Annotated in this window: 15 protein-coding genes; 11 read left to right on the top strand and 4 right to left on the bottom strand. The window is 60.0% G+C overall.

Annotation, left to right across the window (positions count from 1 at the left end):
- Positions 1-186: 186 nt before the first annotated feature.
- The 5 genes from QTL94_RS22210 (at position 187) to QTL94_RS22230 (ending at position 5,594) form a co-directional block, all read left to right on the top strand.
- Positions 187-1,344, top strand: coding sequence for a Gfo/Idh/MocA family protein (locus tag QTL94_RS22210; protein ID WP_065691873.1), 1,158 nt, complete (start codon positions 187-189; stop codon positions 1,342-1,344).
- Positions 1,345-1,357: 13 nt separating this feature from the next.
- Positions 1,358-2,242: a carbohydrate ABC transporter permease gene (locus QTL94_RS22215; protein ID WP_065691872.1), complete on the top strand. Its 885-nt coding sequence runs from the start codon at positions 1,358-1,360 to the stop codon at positions 2,240-2,242.
- Entirely contained in the window at positions 2,239-3,099 is an 861-nt protein-coding gene (locus QTL94_RS22220; RefSeq protein ID WP_065691871.1) for a carbohydrate ABC transporter permease, read from the top strand. The genes QTL94_RS22215 and QTL94_RS22220 overlap by 4 nt, the downstream gene beginning before the upstream one ends.
- A gap of 42 nt (positions 3,100-3,141) precedes the next feature.
- A complete protein-coding gene (locus QTL94_RS22225; RefSeq protein WP_289803119.1) occupies positions 3,142-4,371 on the top strand; it encodes an ABC transporter substrate-binding protein in 1,230 nt (409 codons plus the stop codon).
- An 86-nt stretch (positions 4,372-4,457) separates the two neighbouring features.
- Positions 4,458-5,594 carry an ABC transporter ATP-binding protein gene (locus tag QTL94_RS22230; RefSeq protein ID WP_289803120.1) on the top strand — a complete coding sequence of 379 codons (1,137 nt, stop codon included), beginning with the start codon at positions 4,458-4,460 and terminating at the stop codon, positions 5,592-5,594.
- A 50-nt stretch (positions 5,595-5,644) separates the two neighbouring features.
- On the opposite strand, the gene QTL94_RS22235 is transcribed toward QTL94_RS22230, so the two are convergent.
- From QTL94_RS22235 to QTL94_RS22250, 4 genes are all read right to left on the bottom strand, one after another.
- On the bottom strand, positions 5,645-5,947 hold the full coding sequence (locus QTL94_RS22235; RefSeq protein ID WP_065691868.1) for a hypothetical protein: 303 nt from the start codon (positions 5,945-5,947) through the stop codon (positions 5,645-5,647).
- Between the two features lie 110 nt (positions 5,948-6,057).
- Entirely contained in the window at positions 6,058-7,158 is a 1,101-nt protein-coding gene (locus QTL94_RS22240; protein ID WP_065691867.1) for a D-TA family PLP-dependent enzyme, read from the bottom strand.
- Between the two features lies 1 nt (position 7,159).
- Positions 7,160-8,635: a M81 family metallopeptidase gene (locus tag QTL94_RS22245; protein ID WP_289803121.1), complete on the bottom strand. Its 1,476-nt coding sequence runs from the start codon at positions 8,633-8,635 to the stop codon at positions 7,160-7,162.
- 21 nt (positions 8,636-8,656) lie between these two features.
- Complete coding sequence (locus tag QTL94_RS22250; RefSeq protein WP_289803122.1) at positions 8,657-9,142, bottom strand: hypothetical protein; 486 nt, start codon at positions 9,140-9,142, stop codon at positions 8,657-8,659.
- Between the two features lie 110 nt (positions 9,143-9,252).
- Between QTL94_RS22250 and QTL94_RS22255 the strand changes: the two genes are divergently transcribed.
- Genes QTL94_RS22255 through QTL94_RS22280 form a run of 6 tightly spaced genes read left to right on the top strand, consistent with a single transcriptional unit; the run spans position 9,253 to position 16,034 of the window.
- The gene (locus QTL94_RS22255; RefSeq protein WP_065691864.1) at positions 9,253-9,642 is read left to right on the top strand and encodes a RidA family protein; all 390 of its coding nucleotides are present in this window, start codon (positions 9,253-9,255) and stop codon (positions 9,640-9,642) included.
- 25 nt (positions 9,643-9,667) lie between these two features.
- Positions 9,668-10,531: a MurR/RpiR family transcriptional regulator gene (locus QTL94_RS22260; protein WP_289803123.1), complete on the top strand. Its 864-nt coding sequence runs from the start codon at positions 9,668-9,670 to the stop codon at positions 10,529-10,531.
- A gap of 26 nt (positions 10,532-10,557) precedes the next feature.
- Positions 10,558-11,334, top strand: a complete 777-nt coding sequence (locus tag QTL94_RS22265) for an SDR family oxidoreductase (RefSeq protein WP_289803124.1) — start codon at positions 10,558-10,560, stop codon at positions 11,332-11,334.
- Between the two features lie 26 nt (positions 11,335-11,360).
- Entirely contained in the window at positions 11,361-13,277 is a 1,917-nt protein-coding gene (locus tag QTL94_RS22270; protein ID WP_289803125.1) for a beta-N-acetylhexosaminidase, read from the top strand.
- A gap of 22 nt (positions 13,278-13,299) precedes the next feature.
- Complete coding sequence (locus tag QTL94_RS22275) at positions 13,300-14,736, top strand: M81 family metallopeptidase (protein ID WP_289803126.1); 1,437 nt, start codon at positions 13,300-13,302, stop codon at positions 14,734-14,736.
- On the top strand, positions 14,721-16,034 hold the full coding sequence (locus tag QTL94_RS22280) for an MFS transporter (RefSeq protein ID WP_354666069.1): 1,314 nt from the start codon (positions 14,721-14,723) through the stop codon (positions 16,032-16,034). The genes QTL94_RS22275 and QTL94_RS22280 overlap by 16 nt, the downstream gene beginning before the upstream one ends.
- The last annotated feature ends 57 nt before the right edge of the window (positions 16,035-16,091 follow it).

A 16,091-nucleotide genomic window follows, 5' to 3' on the forward strand; every position in this document is an offset into this window, starting at 1 on the left:
GCGTGCGGATGGTTGCGGATGCCGGATCGGCCAGCTGTTCCGCCGTGAAAATCGAAAACCCGTCAAAACAAGTGGCTATGAAAATTAATTTCATACACCCAACTTTTTGCGGGATTTCTGTTGACGAGATCGAATTTTTGTCCCAACTTGACGAAAATAAATTACGTAAATGGGAACGAGAACGGCATGAAAGTGGGAATTATCGGGCTAGGTTTCCGGCTCGGCTACCTGGGCTACGTCTTCAAGTCTGTCGATGAGAGCTTCGAGATCGTCGGTTACGTCGATCCCGATCCGGCAGGCCTTCCTGGCCTCGTTGAAAACGGCGTTTCCGCTGGTAAAGCCTATGCCTCGCCTCAAGAGCTGATCGCCAGCGAAAAGCTCGATCTGCTGATGATCGGTTCGCCGAACCACATGCATCTCGACCACATCAGGCTCGGCCTCGAAGCCGGCCTGAAAGTCTTCTGCGAAAAGCCGATCGTGACCACGATTGCCGAGAGCATCGAGCTGGCGCGGCTGATGGCCAAGTTCGGCCATGAGCGCCTGATGGTCGGTCTCGTGCTGCGCTATTCGCCGCTCTACAAGGACTTGCGCGCCATTCAGGCGTCCGGCAGCCTTGGCCAGATCGTCTCGATTGAAGCCGCAGAGCATATCGAGCCCTATCACGGCGCGTTCTTCATGCGCGACTGGCGCCGTTACGAGCGTTATTCCGGCAGCTTTATGCTGGAAAAGTGCTGCCACGACCTCGACCTCTACAATGGTGTCGTCGGCGCTCGCCCCGAACGCGTTGCAAGCTTCGGCGGTCGCAAGAGCTTCACCCCGGAAAATGACCCAGCCCGCGAAGGCATCAACGACCTCGAGCTGTTCCATCGCAAGCCGAGCGGCTGGATGGGCTCCGACAAGGTGTTCGATAGCGACGCCGATATCATCGATTATCAGGTCGCGATCGTCGAATACGCCAACGGCGTGGGCATGAACTTTCACACCAATCTGAACGTTCCTGACCAGTTCCGCCGCTTTGCCATCATGGGCTCGCGCGGCATGGCGGAAGGCGATTTCGTCCGCGGCTATCTTGACGTGCACGAGCAGCTGACTGGCAAGAAGGTCATCGAGAACAAGTATTACGCCACCGAGCTTTCCCAGCATTACGGCGCCGACGAACAGATGGCGGCCGACCTTCTGGACAGCGTTCGCACCGGCACCGAGCTCCCTGTTTCGACGCTCAACGCGCTCGAGGCCGGCATTCTTGCCTTGTCCATGGACGAGGCGCGGATCAAGAGAACGATTGTCGATCTGCGCCCGGTGTGGGACAGATTTGACGAGGCGCTTCACGCAAGAGCGGCTTGAGGAGGGCGGCAGGATGAATGTTCAACGCAGCAACCTCATCTTCGCCTGGATATTGCTCTTTCCGGCTGTCCTCTATGTCGCGGTGATCGTCGCCTATCCTCTGGTCGATACATTCATCCTCTCCTTCACCGATGCGTCGCTGAAGAAGGTGACGAACTGGGTCGGCTGGGTGAATTATCAGAAGATCTTCAACGAGACCTTCGCGGAAGTCATCATCCGGACCTTCATCTGGACGTTCTTCTCGGTCTCCATCAAGATGATCATCGGTGTCTTCGGCGCGACGATGCTGAACTCCGCTGTGCCCGGTCGTGCGCTGTTCCGTGTCCTCACCATGCCGCCGTGGATCGTTCCGATGGCAATCGGCATCTTCATGTGGGGCTGGATGTATAACGGCCAGTTCGGGATGATTTCCGGGATGCTGCAGCGCTTTGGCCTCGCGGACGCTCCGGTAGCGTTCCTGGCTCAAGGATCGACAGCGTTCTGGGCGACGATCATCACCGACGTCTGGATCGGCGTTCCCATGGTGACGCTCTATATGCTCGCGGCCATGCAGGCGATCCCGCAGGATCTGTACGAAGCTGCGTGGACCGACGGAGCAGGCCGTTTCTACCGCTTCCGCCGCATTACCATGCCGCTGATCGTCCCCTCGATGATCACCATGTCGATGCTGTCGCTGATCTCCACCTTCAATTCGTTCGACATCATCTGGATTTTGACGCGCGGCGGTCCGAGCGGCGAAACGACGACGATGATCATCGATACCTACAAGACGGCGATCGGATCGAACAAATATGGCGAAGGTGCCGCTCGCGCCGTGCTGATCTGCATCTTCCTGTCGATCTTCTGCGTCTGCTACTTCCGCCTGACCAGCCGTCTTGCCTCAGGAGACAAGCGATGAAACAGCCTCCTATGCTGATCAACCGGTACAAATGGTACGAGATTGTCGGCATCTACGTCGGCATCGCGGTGTTCCTCACCTTCGTGCTGGCGCCGTTCGTCGAAGGCTTCCTTGTTTCGCTGAAGCCGCTCAGCCAGCTGTTCTCGTCGCCTTATCGGTTCATTCCCGAGAATGGATCCTTCGAGGCCTATAGGACGATGTGGGTCAGTGTTCCCGGCTTTGCACGCTACATCTTCAACTCGTTCTTCATCTCGACCATCGTGACCGCGGCGGTGCTGGTTCTCGTCATCCCCGCCTCCTATGCGTTCGCCCGCTTTGAGTTCAAGGGTGCTGGCGTCCTGCTCGGCGCGTTCCTGGCCGTCAACATGTTTTCAGGCGCTGTGCTGCTCATTCCGCTGTTCCGGCTGATGCGCACGCTTGGCCTGCTCAACACCTATTTTGCGATCATGGTTCCCGGCATTGCCTTCCTGATCCCTTCGGCGATCTGGCTGCTCAGGACCTACATGATGCGCATTCCGAGGGAGCTCGACGAGGCTGCATTCGTGGACGGCGCCAGCCATTTTTACACGCTGCGCCGCGTCATCCTGCCGATCGCCATGCCAGGTATCACCGTGGTTGCGATCACGACCTTCATCGGCTCCTATGCCCAACAGTTTATCTTCGCACTGACCTTCAATTCCAAAACCGAATTCGCGCCGTTGCCGGTTGGCCTCTTCGCCTATTTCGGCCGACAGGAAGTTGTCTGGAACGAGCTCATGGCCGCAAGCTTCGTCGGCATTGCGCCTGCCATGATCGTGATCTTCTTCCTTCAAAAGTATCTCGTCAGCGGCCTGACCGCTGGCGCGGTGAAACAGTAAGTCGATAAGTCAACCACCAGAGAAAAAACGGGAGCTAACGAAGTGACAGTTCAATTCAAGACCGGGCTATTGGCCCTTGCTCTGCTCGGCACCACCGCGCTCGGCACCATGACCGCACATGCCGCTGACAAGGAGATCAGCTGGATCTATTGCGGTGACAAGATTGACCCCATCCATGAAAAGTACATCAAGGAATGGGAAGGCAAGAACCCAGGCTGGAAGGTCACGCCTGAGGTTGTTGGCTGGGAACAGTGCCAGGACAAGGCGACGACGCTTGCTGCTGCCGGCACTCCGGTCGGCATGGCGTATGTCGGCTCGCGCACGCTCAAGGAATTTGCCCAGAACGACCTGATCGTTCCGGTTCCGATGACCGACGAAGAGAAGAAGAGCTACTATCCGAACATCGTCGACACGGTTACCTTCGATGGCAATCAGTGGGGCGTGCCGGTCGCATTCTCGACCAAGGCCCTCTACTGGAACAAGGACCTCTTCAAGCAGGCTGGCCTCGACCCGGAAAGCCCGCCGAAGACCTGGGCTGAAGAAATTGCCGACGCGAAGGCCATCAAGGAAAAGACCGGCATCGCAGGCTACGGTCTGCCGGCCAAGACCTTCGATAACACCATGCACCAGTTCATGCATTGGGTTTACACCAACAACGGCAAGGTCATCGACGGCGACAAGATCGTCATCGACAGCCCTGAAGTGCTGGCTGCCCTGCAGGCCTACAAGGACATCACGCCTTATTCCGTCGAAGGCGCAACCGCCTACGAACAGAACGAAATCCGCGCCATCTTCCTCGATGGCAAGGTCGGCATGATCCAGGCTGGTTCCGGCGCTGCTGCCCGCCTCAAGGACACCAAGATCAACTGGGGTGTAGCACCGCTGCCGCTCGGCCCTTCGGCCAAGGGTGAAGGCACGCTGCTCATCACGGACAGCTTGGCCGTGTTCAAGGGTACGGGCGTGGAAGAGAAGGCAGCTGAATTTGCCAAGTTCATCACCTCGCCGGGCCCGCAGGGCGAATACGAACTCCAGGGCGGTGCAGGTCTGACGCCTCTGCGTCCGTCGGCCAAGGTTGACGAATTCGTCAAGGCTGATCCGTCGTGGAAGCCGTTCATCGACGGTATTGCGTTCGGTGGTCCTGAGCCTCTCTTCACCGATTACAAGGGTTTCCAGAACTCTATCATCGAGATGGTCCAGTCCGTCGTGACGGGCAAGGCTGAACCGGCTGCTGCCCTCAAGAAGGCTGCCGGCGAAATCGAAGCGTTCAAGTAAGCCTTTGTTGGGATCGCGGGCGCAACACCCGCGATCCTTTATCTATTATGTAAAGCGCCGGGTGACGCGGCGACCGGAGACAGGTTTTGGGACAGCTTCTTCTCAACAAGGTTCAGAAGTTCTACGGCGACTTCGAGGTTCTCAAGGGCGTTCAGCTCGAGGTCAAGAACGGCGAGTTCGTTGTTTTCGTCGGCCCCTCCGGCTGCGGCAAGTCCACGTTGCTTCGTATGATCGCGGGTCTGGATGCAACGTCGGGCGGTGACATCGTTATCGATGGCCTGAGGGTCAACGACCTTCCGCCGGTCAAGCGCGGCATCGCGATGGTTTTCCAGTCCTACGCGCTCTATCCGCACATGAGTGTTTTTGAAAACATCGCCTTTCCGCTTCGCGTCGAAAAGATGGAAGAGGAAAAGCTGAAGGCCAAGGTCGAGCATGCCGCGCGCATTCTCCATCTCGACCAGAGACTGCAGCAGAAGCCCGGCATGCTTTCAGGCGGCCAGCGTCAGCGCGTTGCGATCGGTCGAGCCATCGTGCGCGAGCCAAAGATCTTCCTGTTCGACGAACCGTTGTCCAACCTTGACGCGGCGCTGCGTGCGGACATGCGCATCGAGCTTGCGAAGCTTCATCGCCAGCTGAAGGCAACGATGATCTACGTCACGCATGACCAGGTCGAAGCGATGACGATGGCGGATCGTATCGTGGTCCTCAATGCCGGCGAAATCGCCCAGACCGGCGCGCCGCTGGAACTCTATCACAAGCCGGCCAACATGTTCGTCGCCGGCTTCATCGGCAATCCGAAGATGAATTTCCTCAGTGTCACCTGCAAGGCGGTGAGCGATGCGGGCGTGACGGTAGACTACAAGGGGCAGACGGTGACGCTGCCGGTGACGCCGCGCGAGACTGCCGTGGGCAAGACGCTGACGCTGGGCGTCCGTCCCGAACATATCCAGCTTGGCGCCGGTGACATCTCGATCAATGTCGTTCCGACGGTCATCGAGCGCCTCGGCGCCCAGACGGTCGCCTATGCTTCGCTCGACGGTGAAGGAGAGAACTTCTGCGCGACGCTGCCGGGCAGCGCCAGCGTGCGCCCCGAACAGCCACTGACGGCCGGCATCAATCGTGTCGATTGCCACCTGTTCGACGAAGCCGGTATCGCTTTCGAACGTCACGTCGAACTGACCGATATCGATATGGGTCTGCTGAACTCGACCGCGAACGCGTGATTGCGGGCGGCGCTATCGCCGCCCCTCAGAGCCGCCCGGTTATCATGCCCTCAGCGATCGAGGGCGTGATAGAAGTAGAGGTAGGTCGGGTAGGCGTACGCGCCGCGATCGATGATCCCCATCCGAGACATGCAGCTCCTCAATGCCGTGACATGAAGCAGGCTATACGGATCCGGTGAGCCGCGCTGGACTGCTTCGGGCTCGCAATAGGCATATGCCCGGTCGAAATGATTGAGCAGCGTCGGCGTGGAATCCACGCGAACGCCGTAAAGTGTCTGCCATTGCCAAGGCGCTTCGGCTGCCGATATGCAAGCCAGGCTCGCCACGATTCCCACTGCCACCAGAACTCTCATAGACCTGACCTCCCGGCGTCGCTAAACCATTGCCGCACAACAGAAGATGCGCCGGTAAACTGCCACGTCAAGATGTCTCAGCCAAAGGTAGGCGTCTGGTTTACGGGAGATTACCAGACCAGTCCGCGCGCAGCGACATCTTCGACCCGGGTAACGACGCCATCGCGATGGAAGACCATCGTGTCGAACAGGTTCGAGACAACACAGGTGTGGTTCGGAATGATGCGGATCTTCTCGCCGATCTCCGGGCGTCTGCCGGTGCATCTGGAAAGGTCGATCACGCCGTGCTCTTCCGAGAGCCCGGTGATCACGGCGTCGGGATAACCAACGACAGTTCCGAAATCGGAAAAACCTAGCAGGTCGGAGGTCAGCGCCTTCGAACCGGCGTCGATGACGGCGCGGTCCGCGGTCGGGCGCGAGACGACGGTCGCAAGCACATGCATTGCGCAATCGTCTTCGGTGCAATGCCCGGCCCTGACCATGGAGCGGTCGTTATAGATGTAGGTCCCGGCCCGGTGTTCGGTCGCAGCCGTGACCAGATGCGCTTCAAACAGGCTTGGCGTCCCGCCGTTGCTGACGATTGGGCACTCGATGCCTTGCGCCTGCAACAGCGACAGAGCGGCGGCGAGGAAGGTCTGGACGGCCTCAGCAGCACCCGGTTTCGGGTAATTCAGAAGGCCCGCAAATATCAGGCCGGGCGCGTCGTTGATGCGCTTGGCAAGGGCAGCAGCATCTCCCGGCGTCTGGACGCCGCAACGTCCGCCGCCAGTGTCGCATTCGACAAGAACGGCGAGCGGCTTGCGGGACGAAAACTTGGCGGAGAGACCATCGACCGTGGTCGCGCTGTCGGCCACGACCTTCAAGCCAGAGATCCGGTCGTTGAGGGCGGCAAGGCGTTCCAGCTTCTCGGGGCCGAGGATGTTGAAGGTGATGAGAATGTCTTCGAAGCCTGCGGCAGCGAAAACCTCGGCTTCGGTTATCTTCTGGCAGTTGATCCCCTTCGCGCCAGCGGCGACCTGCTCGGCGGCGAGCGCGGGGATCTTGTGTGTCTTGATATGCGGACGGAAGTTCAGGCCATGCTCATTCATATAGGCCTGCGTGCGCGCAATGTTTCTTGCCAACCGCTCTTCGTCGATGACCGGTCGCGGTGTCGAGAGATCGGTGATGCTGTCGCCTGGTTGTGCGACCACCGCAAAGCGATTGTGCTCCATCTTACGCTGCTCCGCTTTCACTGCCATGTGGGTCGGCTATCATCGGCCAGATATCCTTGCGGGCGCGCCGATAAGGAGTCTTGGCCGGATTGTTCGGATAAGGCGTTCCGGCCGCGCAGTAAATGATTTCCGCCGCGATCTTGGAGAAGGATGCAAAGAAGTGATTGGTCGACTTGATCACCAGGATCTTCTTCGAAGTCGGTTCAATTCCGAGGGCTGAAAACAGGCTCGGATCGAAGCTCTGCGCCCGCGTCGAGTTCAGGATGATGTCGATACCGTTCAAGACGATATGCGCGGAATCGCCAAACGGGGCAAAGCTCTCGCCGAACCGCATTTCGGCGTTGCGAACGATCCTTACCACCTTGACGATGCCATCCACCGGATTGCCGGTGCCCGGAGCCGATTTGGCGCCGAAGCGGAGCGGGATTTCGGCCCCCTCGCCTGCGGCCATGCAGATCTGCACGGCCATCGGGTCCCAGATCGTGCCGATTGCGGCATCAGTCACGCCCCTCGCCAGCAATTCTTCGAGAAGCACTGTCGCGTCGCCTGCCGTTCCGCCGCCGGGATTATCCCACATGTCGGCGATGACGACCGGCCAGGAGGTTGCCTTCAATGCCTGGTCGACGGCCTGCTTCTCGTCGATCTGCGGCATGATGAACGTTCCGCGCTTCGAAAAGAGTTCGAGCCCCAGTTCCCGTGCGACCGCCTTGCCCTTTTCGGGCTTGTCGTTGGTGACGACGAGAAGCTTCGTTCCCATTTCCGGCACGTCGCCGGCCATGAAGCCGTGGATCACCGAGATCGACAGGATGTCGGCGTCATCCTTTTCGATCTGCATGATCTTGTCGACAAACGACCGCATCGGATCGCGCGATGTCGGGAACACGTCGATCATCCGGCAATCGAAGACGGACATGACCGGCTTGATACGACCCTCGAGCGTATCGACCGCCAGGCGCCACAGGTCCTCGGCGCGGTCGACGAAATCGGTGTGCGGAAACTCCTTGAAATAGACGAAGAAGTTCGCAGCCGTCAGCCGCTTGACCGTTAGATGGCTGTGCGGATCGAGTTCGGCACAAACCAGAATATCCGGCCCGACGATCTCGCGCACGCGCGCCAGAATATCGCCTTCGGTATCTTCATAGCCTGCGGCCACCATTGCGCCGTGCAGGCCGAGAACGACCGCGCCGACGGGCATAGCCGCGCGCAACTGATCAAGGACCTCGTCGCGCAGGCCTTCATAGGTCGTGCGGCTGACGAGGCCGGCGGGATCTGCCCAGGCGGCGGTGCCTTCGACCAGTTCCCAGCCCTTCGCCGCGCAGACGCTTCGCCCGACCGTGATGGGCGCCGAGCACAGCGTTGGCGTCTCCGGATGCTCGCCGGGTGGCGCATAAAGCGATGCTTCGAACGCGCGGCGATCGATGCAGATGGGAGAGAAGGTGTTCGTTTCGGTCGCGAGCGCCGCCGTGAAAATGCGCAATGGCTTGGCCTTTATTGTTTGTCAGCCCATCGGGTTCGGCAGGTAGCCGGTAAAGCCGCTGATCTTCCACCGGCCCTCATGCAGGCGGCAGTAATAGAGTGTCTGCCACTGCATGATATCGCGGCTGCCATCCGGCTTGTTGATGCCACCGTTGAACTTCTTGCGGACGAGCGCCATGTCGCCCTCGATCTCGATGTCCTCAAGCGTCGTGGTCGTGAAGATCGCGGTGCGGGTATCTTCGGCAAACGACTGCGTGGCGAAATCCTTGGCCTGGCGCAGCCACTCGTCACGGTAGGCTGCAAGGGTCGGAAATGCCAGGCGCCAATTGTCCGGGCTCACTTCCTTGCGGCCGTCGATGCCGATGAAACCCTCTTCCACGAAGTCGTGCGCGACAAGCGACCAATCGGCTGCCAGAAACGCGTCGATGTCACGCGGAACAAGCATCTCCCATATCGAATGTCTGGCAACGTCGGAAGCGGGGAAAGGGTTCTTGAAAGGATCGCGCATGGGGTTCCCGATTGAAATTCTTTTCATGAATGATGTTTTTCGCTGGTCAAATTCCGCTTAATATGGTCCTTTGTCAACGTATCACGAAAATAATTTGCAAGGATCGGTCAATGTCCATCAAGCGTTATGGCACGGTTCAGAAGGGTGCCGGCGGCAAGCCGCTGCCGTTCGCCCGCGCGGTCGAAGCTGACGGCTGGCTCTATGTTTCGGGCCAGGTCGCCATGGAAAACGGCGAAATCATCGACGGCAATATCGTCGCGCAAACCCACAAGACGATCCAGAACGTCATCGCGATTCTTGAAGAAGCCGGCTACGGCCTCGAGCACGTCGTGCGTTGCGGCGTCTGGCTCGACGATCCGCGTGATTTCTGGACCTTCAACGGTATCTATCAGCAGTATTTCGGTGAACACCCGCCCGCGCGCGCCTGTGTTCAGTCTTCGATGATGGTCGATTGCAAGGTTGAAATCGACTGCGTCGCGTATAAGCCGAAGGATCGATAGCGTCTGAAGCGGAAAGGAAGTCGGGATGGATATTTTCTCTACATTGCAGGAAGAGAAGGCCCGGCTTTCGCCGTCGGAAACTCGTATTGCCGATATTCTGCTCAATGACTTCGAGTTTGCGGTCAACGCCTCGATCATCGAGCTCGCTGAAAAGGCCGATGTGTCGCCGCCTACCGTGACGCGTTTTTGCCGCCGCGTCGGCTGCGACAGTTTCGCCGATTTCAAGATCCAGCTCGCGCGTACCGCTTATGTCGGGATGCGCTACATCCGGCCGGAGCCGAAGAGCCGCAATCCAGCCGATGTGGCGCAGGATATCGTCACCAAGGCACAGAACGCACTCTTTCTCCTGCATCGCTCGCTCGATCTGGCGGCCCTTGAGGAGGCGGCGGAAAAACTCGCACACGCCGAGATGATCTATGCCTTCGGCTCGGGCGGCAATTCCTCGATGATCGCAAGCGAATTGCAGAACCGCCTCTTCCGATTTGGCCTGCATGTGACCGCAAGCTCCGACCACAGCATGCAGCTGATGATGACGGCTGCCGCCAAGCCCAAGGACGTCGTCATCGGCTCCTCATTCTCGGGCCGCAACATGGAACTCGTGCGCTCCTTTGCGCTGGCGCGTGAAACCAAGGTGACAACCATCGCGCTGACGCAGGCAAACAGCCCTGTCGCGCAATCCGCAGACATCGTCGTGCCGATCGACCTGCCGGAAGGCAACAATATCTTCCGGCCAACGTCGACACGCATCGCCTACCTCGCTGTCGTGGACATCCTCGCGAGCCTGGTGGCCTATGCCGTTCAACCGCAGGCGGCAGTGACGCTCCGCCGTATCAAGCAGCAACTCGTCGCCCATCGTGACGGTGATGACCGTCAGCTTCTTGGGGACTGACATTTTCATGCAGGGAAGGATGTAGAATGACACAATCGGTAGCGATCGTAACAGGCGCTGCGGGCGACATAGGTCGGGCCATCGCCAGCCGGCTTGCCGACGATCACGATATCATCCTGCTTGTCGATATTGATCTCGCCGCCGCCGAAAAGGCAGCACGCACGCTTGGCCCGATCGAGCGGTTCGTGGCCTTCGCCTGTGACGTTACCAGCGTCGAGAGCACGGCTGAAATGGCGAGGAAGGCTGCTTCCCTTGGTTCTGTGAAGACGCTGGTCAACAATGCCGGCGCTGCGCGTAGTGTCAGCCTCCAATCCACCACGCCGGAAAACTGGCGCGCCGATCACGCGCTCAACCTCGAAGCGCCATTCCTCTGCTTCCATGCACTGGAAGAGCAATTGAAAGCGGCCAAGGGTTCGGTGATCAACATTGCCTCGGTCAACGGCATGAGCGTCTTCGGACATCCGGCCTATAGCGCGGCCAAGGCCGGTCTGCTTCATTTTACCAAGCTGGTCGCGGTCGAATACGGCAAGTTCGGCATTCGCTCCAACGCGATCGCGCCGGGCACCGTGCGAACGCAGGCCTGGGAAGCGCGGGCCGCTGCCAATCCCAACGTCTTTGAGGAAGCCCGGCGCTGGTATCCACTGCAACGCGTCGTGGATCCGAAGGACGTCGCCAATGCTGTCGGCTTTCTGGCGGGACCACAGGCTGCCGCCATCAGCGGTGTTTGCCTGCCCGTCGACTGCGGTCTGACGGCCGGTCAGGCGGAGCTTGCCCGCACCTTCTCCCAATCCGCAGACTACTAAGAACAAAATCATAAAGAGGAACGACTATGGAAGCGGCTTATCGCCTTGAAACAACGTGGAATCCGGAGGGCGGTCCCAACGGACGCTTTACGTTCTCGTTGTTCAACCTCTCGGACGAGGCGCTGACAGGGTTCAAGCTCGTCTACACGTCGCTGACCCGCGTGATCGACCCGAAGGCTTGCGAGAACGCCGTCTTCCAGCGGCGCAATGCCAATTTCCATGAATTTGCACCGCCTGCGGGGCTGTCGATCGAACCCGGCGCGAGCTGGATTTTCACCGTCAGCGGTCTGCACCGTCCGGCAAAGCATTGCACTGACGGCGCCAAGTCGGCTTACGTGACGCTGGCAGACGGCAAGCATGTGGCCATCGCGGTGTCCGATCTGCTGCTGGAAGGCCGTGTCAGCGAGCCGCCGCCGGTGCTGCTGCCGGAAGGCCGACTGGAACTGCCCTTTGCCCTGCAGCCCTGGCCGGCTGAGATCGATGTGATCCCCGGGGATGGTTTCCCGGTCGTTCTCTATCCCGCCGAAGGCTCGTCGAAGGACGAGCTCACGGCGGTGTCGACGGCGCTTGCCCTTTTTCGCCGTCTCTTCGAGAGCGGCCACGCGCCGTTCAACCTTTCGGTTTCTCCGCAGGGGCGGCCGGTGCGTTTCGCGCACGATCCGTCGGTTGCCAAGGAAGGCTACAAGCTGACTTTTTCAACCCAGGAGGTCACGCTCGCCTATTCGGATGCGGCCGGCCGCCAATACGGTCTCACCTCGCTTGCGCAACTGCTGCACGGCGCGCGCAGCGAGCCTAACAAATTTCGCTTTCCGGCTTTAGGCACGATTACGGACAAGCCGCGCTATGTCTGGCGCGGGTGCCATCTCGATGTCTCGCGCCAGTTCTATCCAGTGGCCGACCTCAAGCGGCTCATCGATATTCTTGCCTGGTTGAAGCTCAATATCTTCCATTGGCATCTGACCGATGACGAGGCCTGGCGTCTCGAAATCAAGGCCTATCCGACGCTGACGACAACTGGCGTCCTTCGTGGTCCCGACGAACCGCTGCTGCCGCAGCTCGGCAATGGCGCCGATCCCGTCGGCGGGTTCTATTCGCAGGATGATGTCCGCGATATCGTCGCTCACGCGGCGGCACTCGGCGTTGAGGTCGTTCCTGAGATCGATATCCCCGGACACAACTCCGCGACGCTGATTGCATTGCCGGATCTGACCGACGGGCAGGAAGCACCCGACAGCTACCATTCGGTACAGGGCTATCCGAACAATGCCCTGAACCCGGCCGTACCGCTGACCTATGAATTCCTCGAGAAGGTGTTCGACGAAATGGTCGAACTCTTCCCGTCCGAATACATCCATATCGGCGGCGACGAAGTGGCGAACGGTTCGTGGCTCGCCTCCCCGCTTGCCAAGAAGCTGATGGAACAGGAAGGCATCTCGGGCACCTTCGCGCTGCAGTCCTACTTCCTGAAGCGCATCAAGGACATGCTGACGGCGCGTGGGCGCAAGCTTGCGGGCTGGAACGAGGTTGCCCATGGCGGTGGCGTGGCCTCCAAGGACTCGTTGCTGATGGCCTGGGAAAACCCGCAGGTCGGTATCGATCTGGCCAAGCAGGGCTATGAAGTGGTGATGACGCCCGGCCAGGCCTATTATCTCGACATGGTTCAGGCTGAAGCGTTCCAGGAGCCGGGCGCCAGCTGGGCCGGCACGGTCCCGCCGGCACATACCTATGGCTACGAGGCCGAGGGTGACTTTCCGGAAGAGCTCAAGGACAAGATGAAGGGCGTGCAGGCCTGCATCTGGTCCGAACACTTCCTGTCACGCGGCTATTTCAACCGTCTCGTCTTTCCGCGCCTGCCGGCAATCGCTGAAGCTGCGTGGACGCCGAAGGCGAAGAAGAACTGGCATCGGTTCTCGGCCATCGTTCCGCTGAGCCCGAAATTGTAAACCCGAATCCAGGATTGAGACGATGCGGATAGCCGTCGGTGGACTTCATACGGAATGCAGCACCTATTCTCCGGTGCTGATGGCTGTCGAGGATTTTCGTGTCCTGCGGGGCGCGGAGCTTCTCGGCGCGGAATATTTTAACTTTCTCAAGGCGGAGGGGATCGAGCACCTTCCCCTCCTTCATGCGCGTGCCGTGCCGGGCGGCCCGGTTTCGCGTGTGGCGTACGAGGCCTTCAAGAGCGAGTTTCTCGATCTTCTGAAGGCATCCCTGCCACTCGACGGGCTTTATCTTGCCATGCACGGTGCGGTGAACGTCGAGGGCATGAACGACGCCGAGGGCGACTGGATCTCGGCGGCGCGCGCCGTCGTAGGGTCGGATTGCGTCGTTGCCGCAAGCTACGACCTGCACGGCAACGTCAGCCAGACGATCATCGATCAGCTTGATATCTTCGCCGCCTACCGCACGGCGCCGCACATCGATGTGCGTGAAACCATGGTTCGTGCCTGGTCGATGCTGGTGGAGGCGTTGAAGAGCGGCAACCGCCCTGGGGTTGCCTGGGCACCGGTTCCGGTTCTTTGGCCGGGTGAACGTACTTCGACGGAGGACGAACCGGCCAAAAGCCTCTATGAGGCGCTGCCGACGTTTGATGAACGGCACGGCGTCCTCGATGCCAATCTGATGATCGGCTACGTCTGGGCCGACGAACCGCGCGCGACCGCCTGCGCCGTTGTGACGGGTGCCGACAAGAAGGCCGCCGCCAAGGCTGCCGAAGATATTGCTCTTTCCTACTGGAACGCGCGCGAGGAATTTCGGTTCGGCCCAACAACAGGCCCGCTTGCCGAGATGCTCGATATCGCCGAGAAGACCTCCACCGCGCCGGTCATCCTCGCGGATTCCGCCGACAACCCAACCGGAGGCGGCGTTGGCGATCGAGCCGATGTCTTGAACGCGTTGATCGATCGCAAGTTCGATGGCGCCCTCATCGCCGGCATCACCGATCGTCCCGCCGTCGAGGCATGCTTTGCCGCAGGCAAGGGCGCGACCGTGTCGCTCTCCATCGGCGGTAATCTCGATCCGTCGAGCGTGCCCGCAAAGGTCGAAGCCGAGGTTATCGGCCTCGATGATCCGGGTGTCGTTGCGGAGCGTCAAGCCGTTGTGCGCGTTGGGGGCATTACGGTCGTGCTGGCCGCTCGCCGTCGCCCCTACCACAACATTGCCGACTTTACCCGCCTGGGGCTTGATCCGAAGACGGTGCGGCTGCTCGTCGTCAAATCCGGCTATCTGTCGCCGGAACTGGCGCCGATCGCCAACCCGAACCTGATGGCGCTGACCGAAGGTGTGGTCAACCAGGATATCGAGGGGCTTGCCAGCCTGCATCGTGCCCGGCCGGCATTTCCGTTCGATCGCAATTTTTCCTATGAAGCGCGGGCTCGCCTTTCGGCGTGCTGGCAAGACTGACATTCTGCCTTGGCAGGTTTCGGCGCTATGCCGAACCTGCCAAGGCGCAGGTCGCCCGGAGACCGGATGACTTGCCACTCGCTCAATTGCACGACATGACCCGTCCCCTCCCCGATGTATTCCGCAACCCGACGATCCGGGTCAGCATGCTTGCGATCTTTGCCTTCGGCTTTGCAGGCGCTGCAACGTCGCCCTATCAATCCGTTGTCGGTATCCGCGAGCTGGGCCTGAGCAACGGGATCTATTCGGGCCTGATCTTCGCGGCCGCAGCCGTCAATGTCATCGTCAGCATTCTGCTCGGCAACCTCGCTGACCGCATCGGCGAATATCGCGCGATGATGATCGTCTCAGCCGTCTTCGGCATCCTGGGCTATGGCGCTGTCTTCGTCCTGCCGGCGCAGGCGACCTTCGTTTTCAGTGCACTGCTGTTGCTGCCGGTCTATGGCTCGCTGAATTCGCTGCTTTTCGCCAACGTGCGGGCAACGACCAAGGGCATGTCGCGAAACGACGTCGCGACCGTGAACTCGGGCGTGCGCGCGATGATTTCGCTTTCCTGGGTGCTGGTCCCAGGAATTACCGGTGCGTTGCTGGCGGGCTCGACGACGATGCTGCCGGCCTATCTGTTTGCTGCACTCGCCTGCGTGGTCTGCCTCGGTCTGATTTCTATCTTCCTTCCCCGCCAGAGCGGGACGGACAAGGCTGCCACGCACCACCTTTCCTATCTCGCAGCACTCGGCGAGGTCTTGTCGCCGCGTGTCTTTGTTCGCGTTATTGCGGTGGCATTGATCAGCAGCACACTGCACGTAAATGGCGCAATCCTGCCGCTGATCGTAACAGGCGCGGCGCATGGCACTGTTACCGACATCGGCGTGCTCGTCGGCATCGTGGCCTTCTTTGAGGTGGTTTTCATCATCATCTGGGGTCGGGCGCAGCGGATCATGAGCCATGTGACAGCCTTGGCGCTGGGTGCCGTCATCTATGTCGTCTATCTGGTCCTGCTCGGCTTTGCCTCGGCGCCCTGGCATGTCTATGCGCTGACAGTTCTCAGCGGCATCGGTGCGGCAGCGCTGATCAGTATTCCGATCACCTACCTGCAGGACCTGATCGCCGAACGGCCAGGGCTTGGCAGCGCACTGATCTCCGTCAACATCTTCCTCGGCGCGGGACTGAGTGCGCTGCTGTTTGCAATCGGCACCGGCATCAGCAGTTATTCCGGCACGGCCCTGATCGCGGCGGAAGCCGGACTGATCGGCTTGGGCCTGCTGCTCCACTTCGATGGGCGCAAACGGCGGCGCTGAAAACCGTCTTTCGCAACCACGGCAATCGTACCGTTCATCCGCGGGGACCAAGCCACG

Origin of the sequence: Rhizobium sp. S96 (assembly GCF_030382195.1) — a bacterium.
Classification (GTDB): Bacteria; Pseudomonadota; Alphaproteobacteria; order Rhizobiales; family Rhizobiaceae; genus Rhizobium.

What these genes read in the sequence shown, in the direction of transcription:
- QTL94_RS22240 (WP_065691867.1), bottom strand. Translation starts at nt 7,158, where the DNA reads ATGGAGCACAATCGCTTTGCGGTGGTCGCACAACCAGGCGACAGCATC.
- QTL94_RS22270 (WP_289803125.1), top strand. Translation starts at nt 11,361, where the DNA reads ATGGAAGCGGCTTATCGCCTTGAAACAACGTGGAATCCGGAGGGCGGT.
- QTL94_RS22220 (WP_065691871.1), top strand. Translation starts at nt 2,239, where the DNA reads ATGAAACAGCCTCCTATGCTGATCAACCGGTACAAATGGTACGAGATT.
- QTL94_RS22265 (WP_289803124.1), top strand. Translation starts at nt 10,558, where the DNA reads ATGACACAATCGGTAGCGATCGTAACAGGCGCTGCGGGCGACATAGGT.
- QTL94_RS22210 (WP_065691873.1), top strand. Translation starts at nt 187, where the DNA reads ATGAAAGTGGGAATTATCGGGCTAGGTTTCCGGCTCGGCTACCTGGGC.
- QTL94_RS22255 (WP_065691864.1), top strand. Translation starts at nt 9,253, where the DNA reads ATGTCCATCAAGCGTTATGGCACGGTTCAGAAGGGTGCCGGCGGCAAG.
- QTL94_RS22215 (WP_065691872.1), top strand. Translation starts at nt 1,358, where the DNA reads ATGAATGTTCAACGCAGCAACCTCATCTTCGCCTGGATATTGCTCTTT.
- QTL94_RS22275 (WP_289803126.1), top strand. Translation starts at nt 13,300, where the DNA reads ATGCGGATAGCCGTCGGTGGACTTCATACGGAATGCAGCACCTATTCT.
- QTL94_RS22260 (WP_289803123.1), top strand. Translation starts at nt 9,668, where the DNA reads ATGGATATTTTCTCTACATTGCAGGAAGAGAAGGCCCGGCTTTCGCCG.
- QTL94_RS22235 (WP_065691868.1), bottom strand. Translation starts at nt 5,947, where the DNA reads ATGAGAGTTCTGGTGGCAGTGGGAATCGTGGCGAGCCTGGCTTGCATA.
- QTL94_RS22250 (WP_289803122.1), bottom strand. Translation starts at nt 9,142, where the DNA reads ATGCGCGATCCTTTCAAGAACCCTTTCCCCGCTTCCGACGTTGCCAGA.